This window comes from Halorubrum saccharovorum DSM 1137, assembly GCF_000337915.1.
GTDB classification, from domain to species: domain Archaea; phylum Halobacteriota; class Halobacteria; order Halobacteriales; family Haloferacaceae; genus Halorubrum; species Halorubrum saccharovorum.
Window position 1 is genome coordinate 63197 of sequence record NZ_AOJE01000006.1, and the last position, 24374, is coordinate 87570.

The 24374-nt window shown below is 70.6% G+C and carries 18 protein-coding genes; 13 read left to right on the forward strand and 5 right to left on the reverse strand.

Annotation, left to right across the window (positions count from 1 at the left end; translation table 11 throughout):
* Positions 1-72 precede the first annotated feature (72 nt).
* The gene (locus tag C471_RS01285; protein WP_004045948.1) at positions 73-813 is read left to right on the forward strand and encodes a proteasome assembly chaperone family protein; all 741 of its coding nucleotides are present in this window, start codon (positions 73-75) and stop codon (positions 811-813) included.
* Between the two features lie 51 nt (positions 814-864).
* Here the strand turns inward: C471_RS01285 and C471_RS01290 are convergent, their stop codons facing one another.
* Together C471_RS01290 and C471_RS01295 are read right to left on the reverse strand one after the other, a co-directional pair.
* Entirely contained in the window at positions 865-2202 is a 1338-nt protein-coding gene (locus tag C471_RS01290; protein WP_394295185.1) for an isochorismate synthase, read from the reverse strand.
* A 74-nt stretch (positions 2203-2276) separates the two neighbouring features.
* Positions 2277-2948, reverse strand: coding sequence for a sulfite oxidase-like oxidoreductase (locus tag C471_RS01295; RefSeq protein WP_004045950.1), 672 nt, complete (start codon positions 2946-2948; stop codon positions 2277-2279).
* Between the two features lie 235 nt (positions 2949-3183).
* On the opposite strand from C471_RS01295, the gene C471_RS01300 reads away from it, so the two are divergent.
* The 3 genes from C471_RS01300 (at position 3184) to C471_RS01310 (ending at position 5847) form a co-directional block, all read left to right on the forward strand.
* On the forward strand, positions 3184-3399 hold the full coding sequence (locus C471_RS01300; protein ID WP_004045951.1) for a DUF7120 family protein: 216 nt from the start codon (positions 3184-3186) through the stop codon (positions 3397-3399).
* A 205-nt stretch (positions 3400-3604) separates the two neighbouring features.
* Positions 3605-3883, forward strand: coding sequence for a UPF0058 family protein (locus C471_RS01305; RefSeq protein WP_004045952.1), 279 nt, complete (start codon positions 3605-3607; stop codon positions 3881-3883).
* Between the two features lie 86 nt (positions 3884-3969).
* The gene (locus C471_RS01310) at positions 3970-5847 is read left to right on the forward strand and encodes a rhomboid family intramembrane serine protease (RefSeq protein WP_004045953.1); all 1878 of its coding nucleotides are present in this window, start codon (positions 3970-3972) and stop codon (positions 5845-5847) included.
* 37 nt (positions 5848-5884) lie between these two features.
* Here the strand turns inward: C471_RS01310 and C471_RS01315 are convergent, their stop codons facing one another.
* Positions 5885-6508, reverse strand: coding sequence for an METTL5 family protein (locus C471_RS01315; protein ID WP_004045954.1), 624 nt, complete (start codon positions 6506-6508; stop codon positions 5885-5887).
* Between the two features lie 4 nt (positions 6509-6512).
* Complete coding sequence (locus C471_RS01320) at positions 6513-6914, reverse strand: hypothetical protein (RefSeq protein WP_004045955.1); 402 nt, start codon at positions 6912-6914, stop codon at positions 6513-6515.
* 447 nt (positions 6915-7361) lie between these two features.
* On the opposite strand from C471_RS01320, the gene C471_RS01325 reads away from it, so the two are divergent.
* The 6 genes from C471_RS01325 to C471_RS01350 all read left to right on the forward strand — a co-directional run bounded on the left by C471_RS01325 (position 7362) and on the right by C471_RS01350 (position 14749).
* Positions 7362-8402, forward strand: coding sequence for a transcription initiation factor IIB (locus C471_RS01325; protein WP_004045956.1), 1041 nt, complete (start codon positions 7362-7364; stop codon positions 8400-8402).
* Between the two features lie 88 nt (positions 8403-8490).
* Positions 8491-8925 carry a universal stress protein gene (locus tag C471_RS01330; RefSeq protein WP_049908908.1) on the forward strand — a complete coding sequence of 145 codons (435 nt, stop codon included), beginning with the start codon at positions 8491-8493 and terminating at the stop codon, positions 8923-8925.
* Between the two features lie 27 nt (positions 8926-8952).
* On the forward strand, positions 8953-11124 hold the full coding sequence (locus C471_RS01335) for a class I adenylate-forming enzyme family protein (protein WP_049908913.1): 2172 nt from the start codon (positions 8953-8955) through the stop codon (positions 11122-11124).
* Between the two features lie 61 nt (positions 11125-11185).
* Positions 11186-12334 (forward strand): acyl-CoA dehydrogenase family protein, encoded by a 1149-nt coding sequence (locus C471_RS01340; protein ID WP_004045959.1) that lies wholly within the window; start codon positions 11186-11188, stop codon positions 12332-12334.
* 68 nt (positions 12335-12402) lie between these two features.
* Positions 12403-14289 (forward strand): MutS-related protein, encoded by a 1887-nt coding sequence (locus C471_RS01345; RefSeq protein WP_004045960.1) that lies wholly within the window; start codon positions 12403-12405, stop codon positions 14287-14289.
* Positions 14282-14749, forward strand: coding sequence for a hypothetical protein (locus C471_RS01350; RefSeq protein WP_004045961.1), 468 nt, complete (start codon positions 14282-14284; stop codon positions 14747-14749). The genes C471_RS01345 and C471_RS01350 overlap by 8 nt, the downstream gene beginning before the upstream one ends.
* 30 nt (positions 14750-14779) lie before the next feature.
* Here C471_RS01350 and C471_RS01355 read toward each other — a convergent pair whose 3' ends face one another.
* Positions 14780-19531 carry a glycoside hydrolase family 15 protein gene (locus C471_RS01355; RefSeq protein ID WP_004045962.1) on the reverse strand — a complete coding sequence of 1584 codons (4752 nt, stop codon included), beginning with the start codon at positions 19529-19531 and terminating at the stop codon, positions 14780-14782.
* Positions 19532-19677: 146 nt separating this feature from the next.
* Between C471_RS01355 and malA the strand changes: the two genes are divergently transcribed.
* Genes malA through C471_RS01370 form a run of 3 tightly spaced genes read left to right on the forward strand, consistent with a single transcriptional unit; the run spans position 19678 to position 24351 of the window.
* Positions 19678-21765: an alpha-amylase MalA gene (gene malA, locus C471_RS01360; RefSeq protein WP_004045963.1), complete on the forward strand. Its 2088-nt coding sequence runs from the start codon at positions 19678-19680 to the stop codon at positions 21763-21765.
* A gap of 60 nt (positions 21766-21825) precedes the next feature.
* On the forward strand, positions 21826-23316 hold the full coding sequence (gene malQ / locus C471_RS01365) for a 4-alpha-glucanotransferase (protein ID WP_004045964.1): 1491 nt from the start codon (positions 21826-21828) through the stop codon (positions 23314-23316).
* Between the two features lie 6 nt (positions 23317-23322).
* Positions 23323-24351 (forward strand): sodium:calcium antiporter, encoded by a 1029-nt coding sequence (locus tag C471_RS01370; RefSeq protein ID WP_049908914.1) that lies wholly within the window; start codon positions 23323-23325, stop codon positions 24349-24351.
* Positions 24352-24374 lie beyond the last annotated feature (23 nt).

Below are 24374 nucleotides of genomic sequence, written 5' to 3' on the forward strand. Positions count from 1 at the left end.
GCGATCGGATCGCCCCGGGTGGCCGCCACTTCGCGCCCCACCTTTAGGTCGGCGGCGGGAGTACGAGAGCGCATGGCACGCATCTCCGTGCTCGACGACGAGGTGTCGCTGGACGAGCCGACGCTGGTCGAGGGGTTCCCCGGCGTCGGCCTCGTCGGCAAGATCGCGACGGACCACCTGATCGAGGCCCACGACATGGTCCACTACGCGAACGTGCACTGCGACGGGCTCCCGCGGGTGGCCGTCTACCACGAGTCGGACCCCTCGCTGACGTCGCCGGTGCGGCTGTACGCCGACGCCGAACGCGACCTCGTCGCGCTCCGCAGCGACGTCCCGGTGAATCCCGGCGCCGCGACCGAGGTCGCCGGCTGTCTCGACACCTGGTTCGAGGACACCGGCGCGTTCCCCGTGTTCCTCTCCGGGCTCGGCCGCGAGAAGGACGAGACGCCGCCCGACCTGTACGGCGTCGCGACCGGGAACGGCGGCGACGCGCTCTCTCGCGCCGAGGTCGAGGACCCGCCGGAGTCGGGACTCGTCTCCGGGCCGACCGGCGCGATGCTCGCGGAGTCGCTGGAGCGCGGTCGCGACGCGGTCGGGCTCATCGTCGAGTCGGACCCGCAGTTCCCCGACCCCGAGGCGGCTCGGGTCCTCATCCTCGACGGCATCGATCCGATCGCCGGAACGGAGACGCCCACCGAGGGGCTCGTCGATCAGGCGACCGAGATCAAGAACGCGAAGCAGGCGTTCGCGAAGCGGATGCAGGAGGCGACCGAGGAGAGCTCGCAGGCGGAGCCGCTGAAGATGTTCCAGTGAGGGGCGCCGACACTCGGCGCCTCACTCGGCACCTCGACCGAAAGCGCCCCGTCAGCTCCCGCCCTCCAGCTCGTCGAGGATCGGGCGGTACTTGAGCTGGACCTCGTCCCACTCGCGGTCGGGGTCGGAGTCGGCGACGAGCCCGACGCCGGCGAAGAGGGTGGCTCGGCTTTGGGTCGCCACCGCGGACCGGATCGCGACCGCGAACGCGCCGTTGCCGGCGGCGTCGATCCAGCCGACCGGCGCCGCGTACCAGCCGCGGTCGAACGGCTCTGTGTCGTGGATCGTTTCGAGCGCGCGGTCCGGCGGGAGCCCCCCGACCGCGGGGGTCGGGTGGAGCGCCTCCACGAGGTCGAGGACGTGGCGGTCGGCGTTCAGCTCGGCCGTGATCGGGGTGTGGAGGTGTTGCACCGTGGCGAGCCGCCGGACGCGTCGCTCGCCCGCCGAGATGGAGGCCGCGAACGGCTCTAACTGCTCGCGGACGGTGTCTGCGACGAGCTCGTGTTCGTGGACGTTCTTGGCGTCGTCGAGCAGCTCCTGCGCGAGCCACTCGTCTTCGGCCGGGGTCTCGCCTCGACCCGTCGTGCCCGCGAGCGCGTCGGTCTCGACGGTCCGACCGCGCAGCGCGACCAGCCGCTCCGGGGTCGCGCCGAAGAAGGCGCTCCCCTCGGCGTCGGGTTCGAAGTAGTAGCGGTGGCAGTCCGGGTACTTCTCCGCGAGCCGGTCGAGCGTCGCCGCCCGCGGGAAGTGGGCGTCGAGGTCGGCCTCCAGCGCCTGCGCGAGCACCACCTTCCGGAGGTCGCCGCCGCGGATCCGGTCGACCGCGGCCTCGACGCTCTCGCGCCACGCCTCGCGGCTCGTCGTCCGGCGGGTCGCCGCGATTCCGGGCCGCGGCGGGCGGTCTCCCTCCCTCGGGAGTCCCGCGATCCGGTCGCGCTCGGCGGCGAGCCGCTCCTCGACCGCGTCGGGATCGGCGTCGTCGCCGACCGCGTTCACCGTGAGCCACGCGCCGTTGTCCGCGAACGTGACCTGCACGCGCGGGAGGACGAACCGCGCCTCGGGAAACGGCTCCCATGGGTCGCCGTCGCATCCGCCCTCGTGGAAGGCGAACCCGCCGAAGAGACGGGGACGGGCGGCCTCAGTCCCGGCGTGGACGTCGCCGGAGTCGAACAGGTCGTCGGCGCCGGATCGGATCGCCGCGAATCGGTCCGGGCCGCTCGCGGTCAGCGTCGCGGCCGCGCCGCTGGCGAACACGAGCGCGTCGTCGGGGGCGTTCCACGTCATTCGCGGCGCCGAGAGGGCGTCGAACGCGGCCGCGAAGGCGGGCGCGTCGATCCCGGTCGTGCGGCTAACGAGGGTCGACACCGGGGACGAACGCGCCCGTACCATTGCCATTTGATCGGGTCCGGGGAACCTTTATCCTGACTATCCCGGGAGTCCGCGAGCGGGAACCGGGGTGCGGTTCAGCTGTACCGCTCCTCGTTCCACGGGTTCGCGGTGTCGCTGTAGCCGCGCTTCTCCCAGTAGCCGAGCTCCTTCTCTGCGAGGAACTCCACGCCGGAGACCCACTTGGCCCCCTTGTACGCGTACTTATGCGGCGTGACGACCCGGACCGGGCCGCCGTGGTCGGCCGGGAGGTCGTCGCCGTCGAACCCGTAGGCGAACAGCACGCCCTCGCGGGTGCACTCCTCCAGCGAGAGGTTGGTCGTGTAGCCGTCGAGCGCGTGGAACAGGACGTGTTCGGCGTCGTCTCGCACGCCCGCTCGGTCGACGATCTCGCCGAACTCGACGCCGGTGAACGCGCAGTCGAACTTGCTCCAGCCGGTCACGCAGTGGAAGTCCTGCCGCTGGGTCACCGACGGGAGATCGCGGAACGCGGAAAGCGAGTACGCGAGCGGGTCCTCGACGGCGCCCCACACCTCGAACTCGAACGTCTCCGGGTCCCACGAGGGCGTCCCGCTCTTCGAGAGCACGGGGAACCGATCGGTCTCGCGCTGTCCCGGCGGGAGCCGGTCGTCTCCGAACTCGCGGTAGAGGTCCGTGAGGTCCTCGATCGCGTCGGTGGCAGCGGCGTCAGCGTCATCGGCTCCCGAATCTACGCGGGCGTCGGCGTCGGGCGCGCCGGCTTCGGTCATGACCTCCCGTACGTCCCGGCCTCACCTATGTATGTCGCTCTCGCGACAGCGGCCGACGGAGGTGCACGGGGAAGACGCCCCGCGACATGTTCGGGAAACCCAACGAATTGCAGGATATAAAATAGTTATTCGAATGCTCAGAAATAGACTTTCAAGATTGCCCGAAATCGGTTTCTAATAACCGTAGCATCGACGCCACATTTATATACCCATTCCCATTACTCCCCAGCAGGAAATGCCACAAGTAGAGATAACCGTGCCGGAGCATCTGGAGATGCAGATCGCTCAGATGGTCGAGCAGGGGGAGTTCCTCAACCGCGAGGAGGCGGTCGAAGAGCTCCTGTCGACGGGGATAAAGGCGTTCAAGACGAGCGGTCCGCGAGACGACGAGGACTCCAGCGGGTTCGAAGACGAGGGGATGATGGGCCACGAAGACGAGTACGTTTTCTGAGGCACTCGGCTTCCGTTGGTCTCGTTCCGATCGGTTCCGGACTCCCTCGCCGTCCCCGAGCGTTTCGCCGCCCCTCCGAACCGGCCGCCGTTTCCCGATCGGCTTCAGTCCCGCTTTGGGTTCCCGGCCGGATGTCGAAACGCTGCAGAACCGTGCGTATACCCCTCAACAACGCTTAAAGGGTGTACGGCCCGTATCAACGGGTATGCACAAAGACGAGCTTCTCGAACTCCACGAGCAGATGGTGACGATCATGGAGCACTTCCGCAACCACGAGACCGTGGACGGCTCGCTCTTCGACCCGTACGACGAGCTCGATGTCGATCCCTCCCACGTCCACAAATCGAAGAGCGAGCACAAACACGCCGTGTTCGTCCTCGGAAACGCCCTCGCGAACGCGATGAGCGAAGACGAATTCTCTCCCGCCGGCCGCGTCGGCAAGCGGATGGAGGAGCTCGCCGACGACGCCGAAAACAAGATCTGAGACGGAAGTACCGCCGGGTCAGTGGAGGGTCTCGCGGCCGGAAGCGACCCGCGAATTCTTAAGCGCTCGGCCGTTCCCTCACCCACATGGTCGCGGAGGCGCTTTCGTCGGACGCCGCTCACCTCGTCGCCGGCGGCGCTCTCGTCGCCGCCGCGCTCGCCGTCGTGTATCGGGCCGATCGTCCGAGCGGAGCGTGGACGCGGGCGCTCCGCTCCCGCTTCCTCCTCGGCGTCCCGTGGGGAACGCTCGTCGCGATCGCCGCGGTCGTCGCCGTCTATCTGTTCGTACAGAGCGGGCTGGAGAACCCGGACCGACCCGTCGTGATCCCCTTCCGGTCGTGGTCGTACTTCTACCCCGAGGGAATGCTCTGGTCCGGGCTCGCGCACTCCGGGAGAGGCCACATCACGGGGAACCTCCTGTCGACGCTCGTCGCCGGCGTGCTGGCCGAGTACGCCTACGGGCACTTCCCCGGCGGTCGCGATGTCGACGAGGGAACCGGGACGGTGCGATCGGCGCTCCCGTCGGTCGGGTCACTCCCGTCTGTCGGGTCGCTCCCGTCGGTCGGGTCGCTGTCCGCCGCCGGCTCCCTCGCGCCGGTTCGGGAATCGCTGGCGGTCGGTGCCTCCTCGCGCGAATCGCTTGCTTCGAACCCTTACGTTCGGGCGTTCGTGGTCGTTCCGGGAGCGATGCTGTCGTTCGGCGTCCTCTCGTCGCCGTTCGCGCTCGGACCGGTGATCGGCTTCTCGGGCGTGGTGTTCGCGTTGTGGGGGTTCGCGCTCGTGTTCTACCCGGTCAAAACGATCGCCGCGCTCACCGGCGCGACGCTGGTGAACGTGACCTACCGGACGCTCCGGAACCCGGTCGTCGTCTCGGAGGCGAGCGGCTCGTACGGCGCGCCGAGCTGGGCGAACGTCGCGATACAGAGCCACGCGATCGGACTGATCGCGGGGATCATCGCCGCGGTGTGGCTCGTTCGACGGCGGCGGAGCGCGGGAGCCGCGTGGACAGACGTGGACTCGCAGTGGATCGACCCGCGATCGCGGACGACCGCGCTGGTCGCGTTCGGCGCGGTCCTGCTGTTCGGCGCGTCCCGCCGGCTCTGGGCCGTCTACTGGTACCTGGGGAACGAGCGGTACGAGATGTACCGCGCCGTCGGACTCGGCCTGCTCGCGGTCCTCGCGGCGCTCGCCGCGCTCGCGATCGCCGGACGCGACGAGCCGATCCGGTCGGATATGGCCGTCTCGGAGCCGAAAACGGTCCGTGAGGGAATCCGGTCGGCGACGCCCGCGGCGGTCGGCCTGCTGCTGCTCGTCTCGGCGCTGGCGGTCGTGGCCGGACCGGGGATCGCGCCGAACCTCGTCGCCGTCGACGACGACACCGAGCTTCCGGGCGACCCGATCGAGATCGAGGGGTATCAGGTGACGTACGCCGAGAACGTCGAGAACCGGGTGGTGAGCGCGGTCGACGTGGAGGCGTTCGGCCGGTCGACGAGCGTCAACACCTCCGGGGTGATCGTGGCGAACGCCGACCGGGAGATCTGGACCGCGGCGGTCTCGAAGGGGAACCTCGCCTTCTGGGGGTACCGCGCGATCGACGTGGGAGGGACCGGCTGGCGCGAGACCGTCTGGGTCCAGCGCACCGGCTGGGTGGCGGCGAACGGCGGGCCGACCTACCGGGTCGACGCGGTGCGCAACGAGACGCGGTCGACGCTGTTCACGAGCGACCCGGCGCGGGCCGAGCCCCGAATCGAGGGCCGGAACGTCACGGTCGCCGCCGTCGAGGGCGGGTTCGAACTGCGCGTGACGGGCGACGGCGGGGCCGAAGTCGCCCCTCTTCCGGCCGCGAACGAGTCGGTGACGCTGCGGGGGGTCACGTTCGTCCAGAAGCGCGACGCGGTGTTCGCGGTGCGGGGAGAGACGCGGGTGCGGATCGCGGAGCGGGAGACGTACGAGGGGCGGCAGTGAATTGGAACGGGAGCGCGGAGACCGGCGGCGACGCGCGTCAGGCCCACTCGATCCGGTACACTTCGGTGTCGATCTCGCGGGCGGCGTCGGTGTGGTGGTCGAACTGCGCCTCGATCGCGAAGTCGGCGGCGAACGCGTGGGTGACCTCGCCGCCGTTGTCGGCCGCGAACGCCTCGACGAACTCGCGGCTGCCGGCGTTGTGGACCGAGTAGGAGACGGCGGCGACGCGGCTCGCCGTCGCGAGGAACCCGCGGTCGGCGTTCCGGTTCCCGTCCTGCGCGCCGAACGGCGGGTTCATCACGACGGTCACGGGATCGGGCACGTCGAGCGGGGGTCGCGTCGCGTCGCCCTGGATCCAGTGGACGGGCGCGCTCCCGGCGACTCGGCGCTCGTTTTCGGTCGCCGTCGAGAGCGCGTCGCGATCGAGTTCGATCCCGAGCACGCGCGCGGGACCGCGAAGGGCCGCCGCCAGCGCGAGCATCCCCGTCCCGGTGCCCAGATCGAGGACGGTCCGGCCGTCGACGTCGCCGTGGAGGTCGGCGAGGTGGACGACGTGCGCAGCTAGGTCCGGCGGCGTCGGGTACTGTTCGAGCGCGGCGCTGGGCGCCTCGAATCCGGCGACGACGCCGAGCTTGGTCGCGAGCGAGCGCTTCGACGCCATCCGCTCAGGCGGCGGCCGAGCCGTCGTCGACGCGGACGAGTTCGACGCCCTCGCGGCGCGCGCGCTCGGCGAGCGCCGACAGCGCCGGCTCGGCCGCGTCTCGGTCGGCGACCTCGTCCAGCCGGACCTCGATACGGCCGGCACCGAGGAACGACGCGGCACGGACGAACTCGCGGAGGCGGTCGGCCTCGCGCTGGGTGGCGAGGGTGTCGCCGCCGTCGAACCGACCGGAGACGGAGAGAGTCGCGGGCTGGTAGCCGCGGGCGGCAAATTCGGCCTTGAGGTCGCGGAGGTGTTCGGGGGCGGTGCTTTCGAGGTCGGCGGCGTCGACGACGATGGGGTCGATCTCCGCCGGGCGACAGCCGCTGAGCGTGGCTTCGATCCCGTCGGACTGCGTCGTGCTCATACACTACTATATATAATAGTAATACAAAAGCTTTGTTAAATGCCTTATAGTAATATTATAAGTCAGGTGACACTAGATCGATCCGGATCGCCCAGGACCAGATCACCCCGGACTGGATCACCCCGGACTGGATCACCCCGGACCGGATCACCCCGGACCGGGATCGGAACCGCCTCGTCAGTTACCCACGACTGAAGCCGTGGGCTTCCTCCTTGTTACTCTGTGATCGACCGATCGTTCCGACCGTCGAGACCGGTCACGTTTCGTGTTCACCGCGCCGATACAACTCGCTAGGCCGCTTTTGAGTCGAAGCCGCAGAAGAACGGTAACCGTACCGCACAGAGCTTCCACAGCCGGTTTTCTCGCTTTTTCGGGAGAGCGGTCGAACCGATCCAACCTGCGAACCGGGACAAAGGTTTAAATGCGGGAGTAACCAGAAACCTTATAATGGAACGTCCGAGCCGCCAGCGCCAACAGGAGCGGGACACCGAGCGAGAGTCGGACGAAGAAACGCTCTCCTGTCCGGAGTGCGATTCGACCGAGATCGTCACCGACGCCGATCAGGAGCTCGTCTGTGAGGACTGTGGCCTGGTGCTGGACGAACGGAACATCGACCGCGGGCCGGAGTGGCGCGCGTTCAACCACTCCGAGCGGCAGTCGAAGTCGCGCGTCGGCGCCCCAATCACCGAGACGATGCACGACAAGGGGCTGACGACGACGATCGACTGGAAGGACAAGGACGCGTACGGGCGGTCGCTCTCCTCCGAGAAGCGGTCGCAGATGCACCGGCTGCGCAAGTGGCAGGAGCGGATCCGGACGAAGGACGCGGGCGAGCGCAACCTCCAGTTCGCGCTCTCGGAGATCGACCGGATGGCCAGCGCGCTCGGCGTCCCCCGATCGGTACGCGAGGTCGCCTCCGTCATCTACCGACGAGCCCTGAACGAGGACCTCATTCGGGGACGCTCGATCGAGGGCGTCTCCACCGCCGCCCTCTACGCCGCCTGCCGGCAGGAGGGGATCCCGCGCTCGCTCGACGAGGTCGCCGACGTGTCACGGGTCCCGCAAAAGGAGATCGGGCGGACGTACCGCTACATCTCCCAGGAACTCGGGTTGGAGCTCAAGCCCGTCGACCCGAAGCAGTTCGTTCCGCGGTTCGCGTCCTCACTGGAGCTCAGCGAGGAGGTCCAGTCCAAGGCGACGGAGATCATCGACGTCTCCGCCGAGCAGGGGCTCCTCTCGGGGAAGTCGCCGACGGGGTTCGCCGCGGCGGCCATCTACGCCGCGTCGCTGCTGTGTAACGAGAAGAAGACCCAGCGCGAGGTCGCCGACGTCGCGCAGGTGACCGAGGTCACCATCCGCAANTACGCCGCGTCGCTGCTGTGTAACGAGAAGAAGACCCAGCGCGAGGTCGCCGACGTCGCGCAGGTGACCGAGGTCACCATCCGCAACCGATATCAAGAGCAGATCGAAGCGATGGGATTCCGCTAGGATCGAAGAGCGTGTTCGGGGAGGCCGCGGCGGACGGCGGTTCGTCGTGATCGGGTTTTTAATTGACACCGACGTATCTGGCGACGAGATGTACTCCCAGATCCTCGTCCCGACCGACGGCAGTCCGGCGTCGGACGCCGCGATCGAGCACGCGATCGACCTCGCGCAACACTACGACGCCCGCCTGCACGCCCTCTACGTCGTCGACGGGGCGGCGTACTCCACCCTCGAAGCCGGCGCGGACATCGTCGTCGAAGCGCTGGAATCCGAGGGGAAAGAGGCCACGAGCCGCGTCGCCGACGCCGCTGCAGACGCCGGCGTCGACTGCGAGACGACGGTCGCCACGGGCACCGCGTACCAGTCGATCCGGGATTACGTCGACGAGAACGACGTCGACGTGATCGTGATGGGAACCCACGGCCGGAAGGGACTCGATCGCTACCTGCTCGGCAGCGTCACGGAGCGCGTCGTTCGGACCTCCGACGTGCCGGTACTGACGGTGCGCCAGTCCGCCGATGAGTAGACGACGAACTCGGCTCCGGTGACGACGATGCGCGACTGGCTATCACACCGCGTCGCCTCCTCGCCGGACCACACCGCGCTGATACGTGCCGAGGACGGAGAGGCGTGGACCTACACGGACCTCGACCGGCTGGTCTCCGAGACCGCCGGCCGGCTCGTCGCGCACGGCATCGAGGCGGACGACAGACTCGGCGTGCTCACGCCGCCGTACGTCGGCACCGTCGGACTCGTCCACGCGGCGATGCGGATCGGGGCGACGTTCGTCCCGCTCGGACAGGAGCTCACCGAGCGGGAGCTCGCCGAGCGCGTCGAGCGGGCCGACCTCGACGCGGTGGTGTGCGCGGAGCCGACGGAGGACGCCGCGCTCGGTGCCGTCGACTGCCTCGACGGCGACACCGACGTGCCGGTGCTCTCCGTCGACGACCCGGGCGATGGGACCGTCACGGCGGTACACGGCGTCGATCCTGAGCCGGTCGAGCCGCCGGAGTGGGCCACCTCGGATTCCCTCTGTATCCTGTTCACCTCCGGGACGACCGGCGATCCCAAGCCGGTTCCGCTCACGGCGGGGAACATCTACAGCTCGGCGGTCGCGTCCGCGTTCCGGCTCGGCGTCGAACACGGCGATCGGTGGCTCGTGTCGCTGTCGCTTCACCACATGGGCGGACTCGCCCCGGTGTACCGTTCCGCGCTGTACGGGACGACGCTCGTGCTCCGCGAGGGGTTCGATCCGGGCGGCACCGCCGACGACATCGACACCTACGACGTGACCGGAATTTCGCTGGTTCCCACGATGCTCCGACGGATGCTCGACAGGCGGGGGACCCTCTCGGACACGCTCCGGGTGGTGTTACTCGGTGGGGCGCCCGCCCCGGACGAGCTGATCGAGCGCTGCCGCAGCTACTCGATCCCGGTGTACCCGACCTACGGGATGACGGAATCGGCCTCCCAGATCACGACCGCGACGCCCCGACAGACGAAGGGCCGGCTCGGAACCGTCGGTCGTCCCTTGTTCGGCACCGACGTGACGGTCGTCGACGAGGACGGGGCGCCCGTCGAACCCGGGGAGACCGGCGAGATCGTCGTCGACGGTCCGACGATAACGCCGGGGTACATCGACGGCGGGGAGCCGGACACGACCGTACTCGACCGATCGGCGTTCGGCCCGCACGGCCTCCACACCGGCGACGTGGGTCGCGTCGACGACGAGGGGTTCCTCTACGTGCTCAACCGCCTCGACGACCGTATCATCACCGGCGGCGAGAACGTCGAGCCCGGCGAGGTGGTCGACGTGCTCCGGGAGTTCCCCGCCGTCGATGACGCTGCTGTGGTCGGGCTCGACGACGACGTGTGGGGCGAGCGCGTCTCCGCGCTGCTCGCGGTGGGCGACCGGTTCCGGGACGGCGCAGCGATCGCGGAGGAGGTGGCCGACGGAGCCGTCGACAGCGGCGGTGCGGTCGACGGAGCGACCGGCGACGGAGCGACGGAGACCGAAGCGACGGAGGATGGAGAAACGGAGACCGAAGCGACGGAGGAGGGAGAAACGGAGACCGAAGCGACGGAGGCCGAAGCGACGAGTGACCGACACCCGGACAGCGACGGAGGCGACGGCGAACGCACGGGCGAGCCCGAAACGGCCGCGGAGGAGTCGCCCGACGGCGACGCGTCCTCGCTCGTGGACGAGGAGCGCCTCGTCTCGTTCGCCCGTGACCGGCTCGCGGGGTTCAAGATCCCGAAGACCGTCGCGTACGTGGACGATCTCCCCCGAACCGTGTCGGGAACGGTCGATCGGGCGGCGGTGCGCCGGATCCTCCGCGATCGCGGGCACGATCCGCGCGGTGACGCCGACCTGGAAACGGCGGGATTCGAACCGGCTGAGCCGACTGATCCGGCCGATCCGGGCGAACTGACCGAACCGACCGATCCCGACGAACCGACCGAGTCGGACGCGGCGAGTGCATCAGCCGAGCCGGCGACATCGACGACGCCGAACGACCGGGACGAAAGCGGAGACGGCGAACGCGTCGACGGCGACAGCGCCGACGACGGCGACCGCGACGGTGTTCGGACCGGAGACAGCGAAAGCGGCGAGGAGGTGGAGGAACACGGCGGAGGCGACGAGACGGCGGACGCTGCCGGCGGTGACCGGACGACAGACGCCGGCGACGGCGAGCGGGAAACGAGCGATCCCGACGACGGATAAACAGTCCCGAAGTTCTTCGTTGTTTCACGAACGTTTTGACCACGAAGTCCGCATACCGGACATGGATCTACTCGACGACAGTGTCGTTCCGGAGCACGCACGGGACGTGAAAGCGGAGGCGCGCGAGTTCGCCGACGAGCACATCGCCCCGAACGCCGAGGCGTACTACGACTCGGGCGAGTACCCGTGGGAGATTCTGGAGGCGGGGATGGACGCCGGGCTCGTCGCGCAGGACATCGGCGAGGAGCACGGCGGGAAGGGGTTTGACCTCGCGCAGGTGCTCGCGATCGCGGAGGAGTTCTACCGCGCCGACGCCGGCATCGCGCTCACGCTCCAGCTCGCGAGCTTCGGCTGCGAGATGGTCGAGCAGTACGGCACCGACGAACAGAAGGAGGAGTACCTCCGGCCGGTGGCGGAGAACGACCAGATATCGGGACTGGCGGTCTCGGAGCCCGAGACCGGTTCCGACCTCGCGGGGATGACCACGAAGGCCGAGACGGTCGAAGGGGGCTACGAGCTCACCGGCGAGAAGTACTGGGTCGGCAACGCGGTCGAGGCCGACTGGCTCACCGTCTACGCCAAGACGGGCGACGGCGAGGACCGCTACTCCAACTACACGCTGTTCATCGTCGAGACCGACTCGGACGGGTACGAGGCCGAGCACATCCCGGAGAAGATGGGGATGCGCGCCTCCAAGCAGGGCCACATCGTCTTCGAGGACTGCTTCGTCCCCGAGGAGAACGTCGTCGGCAGCGAGGGGGGCGGCTTCTACGTCCTCGCGGACTTCTTCAACCACGGTCGCGTCGTCGTCGGCGGTCACGGGCTCGGGCTCGCCGCCGCCGCCATCGAGGAGGCCGAGGAGTTCGTCCACGGGCGCAACGCCTTCGGCCGCACCGTCAACGAGTTCCAGGCGGTCCAACACACCCTCTCTGACATGCGGATCGGCTTCGAGTCGGCGCGCGCGCTCAACTGGCGCGCCTGCGAGAAGGTCGCGAACAACGAGGACGCCGGCTACTGGGCCGCGCTCGCGAAGACGAAATCGACGGAGGTCGCGACCGACTGCGCCGAGAAGGGGATGAAGCTCCACGGCGGGCGCTCGATCCTCACCGACCGCCGGATCGCCCGCGTCTACCGCGACGTGCGCATTCCGGTGATCTACGAGGGCGCCAACGACATCCAGCGGAACCTGATCTACCGCCAGTCGCGGTGAGCTGACGGATCCCCTTCGGGCGCGCGTCCCGACGAAAACGCCAAGACGCCGGGGGGACACCACGACGTATGCGACTGGAGGACTACTGGGGGATCGGCCCCAAGACGAGCGAGCGGCTCACGGAGTCGCTCGGGACCGAGCGCGCGGTCGAGGCGATCGAGTCGGCCGACGTGCGGGCGCTCGTCGACGCCGGGCTCCACCGCGGGCGAGCCACCCGGATCCTCCGCCGGGCCAACGGGGAGGCCGGCATGGACGTCCTCGCGACCGGGGACACGCGCTCGGTGTACGACGACCTCCTCGCGCTGGCGGCGAGCCACGCGCTGACCGCCCACGCCGCCGACCGGATCCGCGTGTTGACGCCGCTCACCGACCGCGAGGCGGTCGAGTCCCGGCTCGACGACGTGATCGCCGCCCGCGACGCGTGGCAGGAACTCACGGACGGCGAGCGCGACCGGGTGACCGAGGCGTTCGACGAGTACGACGCGGCCGGCGGCTCCGACCTGGCCGCCGTCGAGACCGCCGTCGCGCTGCGCGAGGTCGGCCTCACGGAGACGCCCTTCGAGGAGATCGGCGCGCTGGACGGGGACGACCTGCGCGACGCCGCCGACGCCCTCGCCGACGTGCGAGGCGCGATCGACCCGACGAGCGCCGGCGACGGGGAGATCGAGGTCGCGCGCGGCGCGGACGACGAACTGGACCGGCGGCGCGACCGGCTCGACGCGGCCAGCGACCTCGCCGACTCCGCGTTCGACGTGCTCGACGCCGTTCGGGACGGTTCGCTGCGCGACTTCGAGGCGCTGGAGGCCGCGACGATCGACCACGTCGCGAGCGAGACCGGCGTCGACCCGGCGACGGTGCGCTCGGTCGCGCCGGACGAGGCGCTCGACGCCGCGGACTTCGTCTCCGCCACGCTCCGCGATCTGGAGACCGAACTGGAGGAGTCGGTCGCGGAGCGCGAGGCGACCGTCGCCGCCGACATCCGCGAGCGAATCGGCGGGATGGAGGTCGGAGGCGGCGAGGGGGACGACGGGGAGGACGGCGACGACGGGGAGGACGGCGACGACGGGGAGGACGGCGACGAGGAGGGCGCGACCGGCACCGTCGCCGGCGCGGTCGCGGCCGTCTCCGACGCCGCGTTCCTGCTGTCGCTCGCGCGGTTCGCGGTGGCGTACGACCTGACCCGACCAACTTTCGTCGACGACGGCGTGGCGGTTCGAAACGCCCGCAACCTCTTCATCGACGGCGAGGTCCAATCGGTGTCGTACGCGATCGGCACCCACTCGCTCGCCGGGGACTCGGGCGTGGCGAACGTCGAAGCGCCGCCGACCGGCGATCGGGTGAGCGTCCTCACGGGGGCGAACTCGGGCGGGAAGACCACCCTGTTGGAGACGCTGTGCGCAGTCGCGCTGCTGGCGTCGATGGGGCTCCCGGTGCCCGCCGAGGAGGCCGAGGTCGGCGCGTTCGACCGGATCGTGTTCCACCGGCGGCACGCCTCCTTCAACGCCGGCGTGTTGGAGTCGACGCTGAAGTCGGTCGTTCCGCCGCTGGTCGCGGACGGTCGGACCCTCATGCTCGTCGACGAGTTCGAGGCGATCACGGAGCCGGGGCGGGCCGCCGACCTGCTGAACGGGCTGGTGACGCTCACGGTCGAGCGGGGCGCGCTCGGCGTGTACGTCACCCACCTCGCGGACGACCTGAGCCCGCTCCCGGACCCCGCCCGCATCGACGGCATCTTCGCCGAGGGGCTCACGAACGACCTGGACCTGCGGGTCGACTACCAGCCCCGGTTCGGTACGGTCGGGAAGTCGACGCCGGAGTTCATCGTCTCCCGGCTGGTGGCGAACGCGAGCGACCGCGGCGTCCGGGCCGGGTTCGAACACCTCGCCGGAGCGGTCGGCGAGGAGGCGGTCCAGCGAACCCTCTCGGACGTGGAGTGGTCGGAAGGCGATGACTGACGGCGACCCGTCGATGTCCGACGACCCCGGCCGGATCCGGTCGATCGCGGTCCACCGCGACGACGTGGCGACCGCGCTGGAGGCGACCCTTCGGAGCGACCGCGAGGTCGTGTTGCGCGTGACGCCGCCCTTTTCGGGGCGGATGCGCGCCCGGTTGCACAGCCTCGGAGCGAGCGACGAGGCGGCGCCCGACGACGGCGGCGAGGCCGCCCCCGCCCCGGTCCACGTCGACCCGCGCGACCTCGTCTCGGACGTGCCCCCGTACCCCGAGGTAGACGAGACGATGGCGGACAATCCGGACGCCGACCTGGAGACGCGCAGGAAACGGCACACCGAAGCGGTCGAGTCGTGGCGCGAGGCGGTTCGGGAGTCGGTAGCCGCCGGCGTCGAACTCGACGCCGACGGAAGTGGCGGCGAAGGCGGAGAGACCGTCGAAGTCGACGTGACCGCGCTGGGATAGCGCTCTCGAAGCGCCGAAACCCGTCCTCAGCTACAGCCGGAGCCGCTCGACCGCGGTTCCGGCGCCCGAGAATTCGCCGAGGATCGCGTCTGCGTCGACCGTCTCACTGTCCGCGTCACCGGTGTTTGCGGCGGCGACGACGACCGTCTTCGCGTCGAGCGCCGGGTCGAGGTCGAACTCATACTCGCCGTTTTCCGGCGTCGCGAGCGCGGCTCCGCCCGGCGTGTACACCGCGACGACGTCGGCGGTGGTCTCACCGGAGACGACCAGATCGTCGTCGACGTACTCGTCGGTCGCCGTCAGCTCCGGCGGCTCAGACCGGGCGCGCTCGACGTAGCGGTCGCGGACGACGGTCGGCGTCTCGACCGGTTCGCCCGCGTCGACCCCGTGCGCGAGCCGGATGTAGCCGGCCATCGACCACGCGAGGGGGGTCGCCCCCCCGGTACCCTCGCCGAACTCCCAGCCGTAGTCGGTCGGGTGTTCGCGGTCCCACACCTGCTCCGGGAGCATCCGCCCGGAGTTGCCGAACCCGGCCATCGTCTCCAGGAGCGCGTCGGGTTCGAGGGCCGCCTCGTCGGTGCCGCCGAAGCCGTCGGGGCCGTCGCCGCGGGCGCGAAGCTCGTACTCGCCGCGCTCGCCGGTGAAGATCGGCCAGAGCCGACCCCGGCCGTCGCCGGTCCCAGCCCACGGCCCACCGGGGTCGCCGCGTGCGATCTCGCCGTACGCGTCGCCGACGTACCGGTACCACGCGGGGCCGTACGGCGTGTCGACGCGGATCGAGTCGTCGACCACGGAGACGGAGTTGCGGACGACGGTGTCGTCGGCGGGCTTCACGCCGAGCCGGACCAGTTCGAGGAAGCCGCCGTCGACGATCTCCCGCTCGTCGTACGTGGGGCCGTCGTTGGCGATCGTTCGCGGGCGGCCGATCTCCGGGTCCCCGTCGGCCGTGACGCGGACGTAGTAGGGCGTCTGGCTGTGCCGCTCGGTGCCCGTGGCCGTCGCGCACCACTCCTCGACGCGGGCCGTCCAGTCGTCCGCGAGCGCGAGCCACGAGAGGGCGTCGGCCCGGAGAGAGTCGGGATCGGCGTCCGGTCCGGTCCCGCCGGCGGACGCGTCGCCCGCCTCGATCCGGTCGGCCTCGGCGACCGCGAGCGCGGCACCGCAGACGAGTCCCGCGATCTCGGCGGCGATGCTCGACGGCGAGTATCCGGCCTCCTCTTCCCATCGCTCCTGAGCCGTCTCCGGGCCGTTGGCCGCGATGTAGCCGAGCGAGCGGCGGATCTGATCGTAGGTGTAGTCGGTGTCGCCGGGCGAGACCCCGTGTTCGTACAGCTGCCACGCCATCACCGACGGGAAGGCGATGTTGTCCATCTGCTCGCCGCCCCACCGCGTGCGCCCGTCGATGTACGTGTTCTGCGGGAGGAACCCGTCGTCGTCCTGCTGGGTGTTGTAGAGGTACGCGAGGGCGTCCGCGCCGCGCTCGATCTCGCCGACCTCGATCAGCGCGGTGAACACCTGATAGAGGTCGCGCGACCAGACGAAGTTGTAGCCGTAGCCGCGGTCCTCGGCGGCGTACTCGGTCTCGCCCCACGGCACCGACGGGCTGGCGATCCCCGCGCCGTCGTGCCGCTTGTCCTCGACGGCCGCGAGCGTCATCAGCGCGAACCGGTACTGCGTCACCAACTCCGCGTCGCCGGTCACGGAGGCGGGGAACTCCCGGTCCGCGAGCCACTCGCGCCACGTCTCGACGTACGACTCGGCGACGTTCGCGAAGCCGCGGGCGACGGCGCCGCGCGCCTCGCCGAGGGCGGCGGCGGTGTCGGCGTTCTCAGCGAATCCGAGCGCGACCGCATCCGATATCTCGGTCCCGCTCCCGACGAGCCCCGCGAGCACGACGTTGCCGGTGGCCCTCTCGTTCCCCTCGCCCCGATCGCCGTCGGCGAAGAGGGCGTCCGCCGCGTCGTCGTCCGCGGCGAATGCGCTCGCCCAGTCGAAGCCGCCGGCGCTGTCGAGCGCGAGCGCGACCTCGAATGAGTCACCCTCGTCGTCGACGAGCTTCCCCGGATCGCGCTGGGCCGCGTCGTCGTTGCGAGCGAGCAGGTGGTACCCGTCGGAGCCGCCGACGCGGTCGCCGCGGTCGTTCGTTCCGACGTTCGTGACCGTGGTGTCGACGAGGGCGTACACGTCGTACTCGCGGCTCCCCTCGAACGACACGTCGGCGAGGATCGCGTCGCCGTCGGTGTCGACCGCGTACTCGACGGTGAGCGTCCAGCGGTGGCCGTGGCCGTCGCCTGTCTCCCGGACCGTTTGCGTGTACGCGAGGGCGTCGTCGACGCTCGGCTCCGTGGTCCGCTCGACCGTCTCCGTCGCCGACAGGTGGCTCGTCTCGTCGAAGGTCCGGACCGTGTACCCCGTCTCCGGATCGGCGACGAGGAAGTCGAACGTTCGGACGTTCATCACGTCGATCCGCGGGAACCGCGCCTCGGTGAGCGCGCCCTCGGTCAGCGTGAACCAGACCGGAACCGGGTCGGCGGCCTTGTGGTCGGCGGGCGTGCCGACGCCGAACTTCCGACCGGTCGTCCAGTGAGGGGCCTCGTCCGGCCCCTGAGGTTCGTCGTGCGGGACCGGAAGCGCCCCGTGGCTCGCGAGCGTCACCGTCGCGTCGATCCGGAGTGCGTGCGACCACGCGATCGGGGTCGCGCCGTCGAGGTCGCCGTCGTCGAACGCCTGCTCGGCGATGAGCCCGGCGTCGTTGACGAACGGCCCGTCGGGCTCACACAGCGCGTAGAGGTTGCGCGCAGCGCCGAACAGGGCATTTGCGTCCCCGCCGCGCTCGCGGACGAGTCCGCCCAGTTCGGCGGCGGCCGTCGACCCCCACAGCGTCGCGATCGACCACACCTTCGCTCCGCCCTGCTCCGCCGTGCGCCAGTCGTCGCCGGTGAACCGAACGAGTCCTTCCACATCGGCCGTCTCGCGACGGAGCTCTGCGATCGTCGTCAACACGTGCGTCGTCACGCGGTCGAGGAAGGCGTCGAAGTTCGCTTCGGTCGCGGTCGAGCCGGCGACGGCGCCGCCGTTAGCGGCCGTGTCGCGCTCCCCGCGCTCCGCACGTAGCGCAGCGTACTCGGTCGCGGCGGTCGCGAGCGCGAACGTGCTAGCGTCCGGGCGGTCGTCGCGGCTCTCCGCGCTCGCGCGCTGCGGGAACCGCTCCGTGTCGGGGTTCCACCGGTCCTGCAGGCCGGCGAGGGCGGCGTCGGCCGCGTCGGCGGCGTCGGCCCGCACGTCGTCGGGGAGGGGCGCGCGCGCCACGGCGGCGAACGCGCGGAGGTACGTCGCGCCGGTGTGAGTGAACCGGCCCAGCGCGTTCTCCCAGCAGTTCTGACACTGTCGGGGGAGCCCGTCGTCTTCGGTCGTCTCCCGGAGGAACTCGAGCGCGTCGGCGATCGTGTCGTCGACGCGGTCGCGCCACTCCGGCGGGAGGTCCGTGGTCCGTCGGAGCCGGGCGAGGAAGGCGACCACGGACGCGGGCTGATCAAGCTGGTCGTTCGGGCCCGCAGTGCCGTTCGCGCCCTCGATCCGTGCGTTCGCCCAGCCGGGCGCGACCTTGCCTGAGTCGGCCCACACCCGGTGGGGCCACGAGCCGTCGGCGTCCTGCGTGCGACAGAAGAAGGAGGCCGTGGCGAGCAGCTCCTCGTCGGCGTCTAAGCCGAGCTCGTCGCTCGCGTCGAGGAGGGCCAGCGACGTCTCCGCCTCGTCGCGGAACCACGTGTAGCCGTAGCCGCCGGAGGTGGAGTAGAAGGGGTCGAACTCCGGGGCGGCGATCCGCGCGCCGGACTCGGCGGTGAGCAGGTCGAGCGCGCGGAGGTCGCTGGCGACCACCGATCGACGCGGCACGTCGTCGGGGACCGTCGGGCCGCGGCCCTCGGCGGCGTCGCGGAGGTCGTCGGCATCGGGGTAGGCGGTCGCGATCCGCGACAGCTCGTCGATGCGGCGCTGGCGGTCGGGGCCGTCGGAGATCGCGTCCTTGGCGTCGTCGACCGTCTCGCGGGTCTCCCGCCTGTCGAGGACCGCTCGGCTCGCGAGGGTGACGCGTTCGGTCCGCCCGTCGCGCTCGAACGGGGCGCGGACGACCACGTCGGGAGTGAGCCGGGAGTCCTCGCGCTGGTCGATCTCGCCGCGGTGCGGGAACCCCTCGCCGTTCTCCCCGAGTAGCTCTGAGACGGTGCGGAGCCGCTGGCCGTGCGCGGCCGACAGCCCCGTAGACGCCGTGAGGAAGTCGTGTTCGGTCCGGTGGTACACCTCGACGACGCTTCCGTCCTCGGGGCCGGCCCCTCCGTGGACGAGGTTGCCGACGCGGCCCTCGACCATGTCCGGCGAGAACGCGCAGGCCGCGACGAGCTCCGCGTCCGCCGGCGGGGCACCGCGCAGTTCGACGTGAGTGAGGTGGGTGTCGCTTACGACCAGATCGAACTGGTGAATGGTGTAGCGGCCGGCGTCGTACTCGGTCTCGACGAGGGGCGTGTCGCCGTCGTAGTGCTGGCGCGTCGTGGTGAGGTCGTCGAACCACCGGACGCCACGCCCGGCCGTGATCCCCATGCGGAGCCGGTCGGCGCCACCGACGCCTGAGAGGGAGTACGAACAGTCGTGGACGGTCCCGTTCGGTCCGACGTGGACCAGTCGACCGTCGTCGCCCGTGAACGCGCCGGCGGTAGTGGGACGTTCAGCCGGGTAGCGCTCGCCGCGCCGACGTTCGTGTTCAGTGAGAGCGGTTCGCAGTCGCATGGGTGCCCTGCGATTCCCGTGGTGAAAGCCTTGACGACCGAGGCGGTATACGAGCCGCGGCGCCAGGACGCACAGCGGCGCCCCCGCGGTCGACGGCGACCCGGAGAGGAGCAACAACGAAGACCCCGGGCGCCGATGGGGGTGGTATGCACCATCCCGGACCCCCCAGATTCCTCGCGACCGGCGAGACCACAGAGCTTGCCCCGCGAGATCCGGACCCAGACGGATCCTACGCGTGGCGCGTCGTCGACGCGCCCCCGGCCAGCGAAGCGACGGTCGGAACCGACCCGGTGACCGAGTTCACCCCGGACGTTCCCGGACGCTACCGGATCGGCCTCGACGCCCCCGACGGCGACCACCGGCTGACGGTCCGCGCGTTCCCGTCGAGCTACGAGGGCGTCGACATCGAGGGCGGAAGCGGGACGGCGCTCCGCGACCGGAAGGCCGACGACGCCCCGGTCGACTACGCCGAGCCGCGCGGCAGCGACGGCGTCGGGCGCCCGCGGGTTCGACTAGACGCGAGCGTGGAGTCCGGCGACGCGGCGGGTGACTCCCCCGAAGTCGTCGTCCGCGCGACGCCGACGCCGAACCCGCACTCCTCGCTCGGCGCGGACGACCTGCGGGTGACGTTCGTCGTCGACGACCGCGACGTCGCGAGCGCGGTCGCGGAGGGACGGACGAACCCGCGAGACGCGCTCCGGACGAGCGACGACGGGCGAACCCTCCGAGTGCCGGCGGCGGCGGTCGCGGACCGCCTGCGCGTCCACGGGGTCGCGGTCGCCGCGGAGCCGGGACAGGAGCCGCGCGTCAGCGTCGCCGACGCCGTCGCGGTCGAGCGCGAGGGCGACGGCCCGGGCCGGGGAGGCGACGTCGACGGGCGCGTCGGCGGCCCGAGCAGCCCCGCCTTCGAGACGGTGCGGCTCAACGATCCCCCGACGTGGGCGAACGACGCGACCGTCTACGAGGTGTACGTCCGGACGTTCGCCGACGAGCCCGAGGGGGAGACGTTCGAGGCGATCACCGACCGGATCCCGGAGATCGCGGATCTCGGCGTCGACACCCTGTGGCTCACGCCGGTCCTCCAGCACGACTGGAAACCGCACGGGTACAACATCACCGACTTCTTCGACGTTGCCAGCGACCTCGGCGACCGGGAGGACTACGAGGAGCTGATCGAGACGGCCCACGACCACGGGATGCGGGTGCTGTTCGACTTCGTCGCCAACCACACCGCGCGCGACCACGAGTGGTTCGAGCACGCCTACCAGAACCCGGACTCCCCGTACCGCGACCGCTACGAGTGGCAGGAGTCCGGCGAGCCGGGGACCTACTTCGACTGGGAGCTGATCGCGAACCTGAACCACTCGAACCTCGAGGTCCGGCGCTTCCTCCTCGACGTGATCGACGAGTGGGCGCCGCTGGTCGACGGCTTCCGCTGTGACATGGCGTGGGCCGTGCCGGACTCCTTCTGGCGCGAGCTCCGGGACCGCGTGAAGGACATCGACCGGGAGTTCCTGCTGATGGACGAGACGATCCCGTACATCCCCGGCTTCCACGAGGGGATGTTCGACGTGCACTTCGACGCGACGCTGTACTTCCAGCTCCGTCAGATCGGCCGGGGCGTCGACCCCGCGTCGTCGCTTCTGGACGCGGTCGACCAGCGCGCGGAGATCGGCTTCCCGGACCACGCCGAGTTCCTCCAGTACATCGAGAACCACGACGAGACGCGCTACCGCGTCGAGTGCGGCGACGCCGCGGCGGCCGCGGCGGGCGCGGCGACCGTCACCCTGCCGGGCGTCCCGATGATCTACGCCGGCCAGGAGATCGGCCAGCGCGGCCGGCGCGACGCGATCGCGTGGGAACACGCTCGCGAGGGCGTCCGCGACCACTACCAGCAGCTGCTCGCGGTCCGCGAGGCCCACCCCGCGCTCGGACCCGGCGGCGACCTCGATCGGGTCGGGTACCACGTCGCGAGCGGCGACCTCTCGGAGCGACCGATCGTCGCGAGCGGCGACGTCCACCCCGACGACGTGGTGGCGTTCCGCCGGAGCGACGGCGAGGAGGCGCTGGTCGTCGTCCTCAACTTCGCTCCCGAATCGGCGAGCGTCGCGGTCGGGGTCGACCACGGCAACCGGGACCTCGTGACCGACGAGCCCTGCGTGGTCGTCGACGGCGAGGGGACCGAGCGGATCCGGGTCGACGACGTGGCGGTCGTTCGAGAGACGGGACGCTGACCCCGTCACTGAGACTGCCCGGACACAACGCTTGAGTCGGTGGGGGTCGCAGGGAGACGCATGCGACTCGACCGCTCCGGCGGCGTGTTCTGTCACGTCACATCGCTCCCGGGGAGACACGGCATCGGCGACCTCGGCGACGGCGCGGAAGCGTTCCTCTCCTTCCTCGGCGACGCCGACGTCCGCCACTGGCAGATCTGTCCGCTCGGGCCGACGATGGACGCGGCCGGAGAGTCACCGTACCAGTCGCCCTCGGCGTTCGCCGGCAACCCCCTCTTGATCGACCTCGACGGGCTCGTCGACGACGGATGGCTCGACGAGTCGGACCTCGAACCCGTCCCCGACTTCCCGGACGACCGGGTGGACTACGACGCGGTCCGCGAGTACAAGGCGCCGCTGTTGCGGACCGCGTTCGAGCGGTTCGACGAGGCCGGGGCGGGCGAGGCGGCGCCCGAGTTCGACGCCTTCCGCGACCGGGAGCCGTGGCTCGACGACTACGCGCTGTTCCGGGCGATATCGCGCGAGAGAGACGAGGACACGTGGGTCGAGTGGCCCGACCCGCTCCGGACGCGAGAGCCCGAGGCGCTCGCCGACGCCCGCGAGCGACACGCGGCGGAGGTCCGGTTCCGGGAGTTCCTCCAGTGGACCTTCGACCGGCAGTGGCGCGACCTCCGGGCGGTCGCCGACGAGGAGGGCGTGTCGATCGTCGGCGACGTGCCCATCTACGTCGCGCTCGACTCCGCGGACGTGTGGGCGAACCCGGAGGCGTTCCGGCTCGACGACGAGAACCGGCCCGCGGCGGTCGCGGGCGTCCCGCCGAACGCCGGCGACACCGGCCAGCGGTGGGGGAACCCCGTCTACGACTGGGACCGGCTCGCGGAGCGCGACTACGACTGGTGGCTCGCCCGGTTCCGGCGGCTGTTCGAGCTCGCCGACGTGGCCCGGCTCGACCACTTCCTCGGGTTCGTGAAGTACTGGGCGATCCCGGCCGACCGCGACGACCCGGCCGCCGGCGAGTGGCGCGAGGGACCAGGGCGCGACCTGTTCGAGACCGTCGAGCGCGAGCTGGGACGGGCGCCCTTCATCGCCGAGGACCTCGGGTTCGAGGAGCCGGCGATGGACGATCTGATGACGGAGTTCGGCTTCCCGGGGATGCGCGTCCCGCAGTATGCCGACTGGTGCGAGGAGGGCAACGAGTACCAGCCGATGCACTACCCCGAGGGGGTCGTCGGCTACACGTCGACCCACGACACGGACACGTGGGCGGGCTACTTCGAGGACCTCCCGGAGCGCCAGCGGGAGTGCTTCCGGTACAACGTCGGCGCCGACGGCGACCGGCCGCCGGAGTGGGAGATCATCGACGAGGTGTGGGCCTCGGAGGCGGTGCTGGCGATGACGACGGTCCAGGACCTGCTCGGGCTCGGGAGCGACGCGCGGTTCAACGAGCCGGGAACCCTCGGCGGCAACTGGGAGTGGCGCGTCCGGCGCGACGCGCTCGACGACGAGATCGCCGACCGGCTGTGGGAGCTCGCCGGCGAACACATCAGATAGTCGATGATCGGTGGGATCCTGCCGGACGCGCCGATCGTCCACGTCGCCGTGATCGCCGTCGCGACCGGCGCCATCTGGGTCGGGAGCGAGTGGTTAGAGGAGGCCGCCGAGACGCTGTCGGGGTACTACGGATTGCCTGCGGTGGTGCAGGGATCGGTCGTCGTCGCCGTCGGGTCGAGCTTCCCGGAGTTCGCGAGCGTCGTCGTCACCGCCGCCACCGGCGTCTTCGACATGGGCGTGGGGGCGCTGGTCGGCTCCGCCATCTTCAACGTCCTCGTCATCCCCGGGCTCTCCGGGTTCGGCGCCGAGGGAGATCTCGAAGCCAGCCGCGCGATCGTGTACAAGGAGGCGCAGTTCTACATGATCGCGGTGTCGGCGCTGGTCGTCACCTTCTCGCTCGCGGTCATCTACTACCCCGTCTCGTCGGACCCGATCGTGGGCGAGCTGACCCGGCCCGTCGCCGCGATCCCCCTGTTGCTGTACGGGCTCTACCTGTTCATCCAGTACCAGGACGTGGATGATGCGGCGATCACGCGGGTTCGGAAGGGGGTCGATATCCGCCGCGAATGGGGGAAGCTCGCGGCCGGCCTGCTCGTCATCGGCGTCGCCGTCGAGCGGCTGGTCGGGTCGGTCGAGTCGCTCGGGGCGACGTTCGGCGTTCCGGAGTTCCTCGCCGGGATCACGATCGTCGCGGCGGCGACGAGCCTCCCGGACGCCTTGGTGAGCGTCCGAACGGCGCGCGAGGGACGCGGCGGAACGAGCCTCGGAAACGTGCTGGGGTCGAACACGTTCGACCTGCTGGTCGCCATTCCGGCCGGGGTGTTGATCGTCGGGAGCGTCGACGTGAACTTCTCGACCGCCGTCCCGATGTTCGGCGTGCTCACCGTCGCGACCGTGCTGCTGTTCGCGACGCTCCGGACGGAGCTGTCGCTCACCGAGCGGGAGTCGTCGCTGCTGTTGGTCTCGTACCTGCTGTTCGTCGCGTGGATGGTCGCGGAGACGGTCGGGGCGACGACCGTCCTCAGGGGCGTTTGAGCGGTGGGTTCCAGCCGCCGGCC

Bases quoted from the DNA above. Each gene is read 5' to 3' on its own strand.
- C471_RS01350 (WP_004045961.1), top strand. From the start codon at position 14,282: ATGACTGACGGCGACCCGTCGATGTCCGACGACCCCGGCCGGATCCGG.
- C471_RS01290 (WP_394295185.1), bottom strand. From the start codon at position 2,202: ATGGTACGGGCGCGTTCGTCCCCGGTGTCGACCCTCGTTAGCCGCACG.
- C471_RS01300 (WP_004045951.1), top strand. From the start codon at position 3,184: ATGCCACAAGTAGAGATAACCGTGCCGGAGCATCTGGAGATGCAGATC.
- C471_RS01285 (WP_004045948.1), top strand. From the start codon at position 73: ATGGCACGCATCTCCGTGCTCGACGACGAGGTGTCGCTGGACGAGCCG.
- C471_RS01340 (WP_004045959.1), top strand. From the start codon at position 11,186: ATGGATCTACTCGACGACAGTGTCGTTCCGGAGCACGCACGGGACGTG.
- C471_RS01355 (WP_004045962.1), bottom strand. From the start codon at position 19,531: ATGCGACTGCGAACCGCTCTCACTGAACACGAACGTCGGCGCGGCGAG.
- malA (WP_004045963.1), top strand. From the start codon at position 19,678: ATGCACCATCCCGGACCCCCCAGATTCCTCGCGACCGGCGAGACCACA.
- C471_RS01335 (WP_049908913.1), top strand. From the start codon at position 8,953: ATGCGCGACTGGCTATCACACCGCGTCGCCTCCTCGCCGGACCACACC.
- C471_RS01305 (WP_004045952.1), top strand. From the start codon at position 3,605: ATGCACAAAGACGAGCTTCTCGAACTCCACGAGCAGATGGTGACGATC.
- C471_RS01320 (WP_004045955.1), bottom strand. From the start codon at position 6,914: ATGAGCACGACGCAGTCCGACGGGATCGAAGCCACGCTCAGCGGCTGT.
- C471_RS01330 (WP_049908908.1), top strand. From the start codon at position 8,491: ATGTACTCCCAGATCCTCGTCCCGACCGACGGCAGTCCGGCGTCGGAC.
- malQ (WP_004045964.1), top strand. From the start codon at position 21,826: ATGCGACTCGACCGCTCCGGCGGCGTGTTCTGTCACGTCACATCGCTC.
- C471_RS01310 (WP_004045953.1), top strand. From the start codon at position 3,970: ATGGTCGCGGAGGCGCTTTCGTCGGACGCCGCTCACCTCGTCGCCGGC.
- C471_RS01315 (WP_004045954.1), bottom strand. From the start codon at position 6,508: ATGGCGTCGAAGCGCTCGCTCGCGACCAAGCTCGGCGTCGTCGCCGGA.
- C471_RS01345 (WP_004045960.1), top strand. From the start codon at position 12,403: ATGCGACTGGAGGACTACTGGGGGATCGGCCCCAAGACGAGCGAGCGG.
- C471_RS01295 (WP_004045950.1), bottom strand. From the start codon at position 2,948: ATGACCGAAGCCGGCGCGCCCGACGCCGACGCCCGCGTAGATTCGGGA.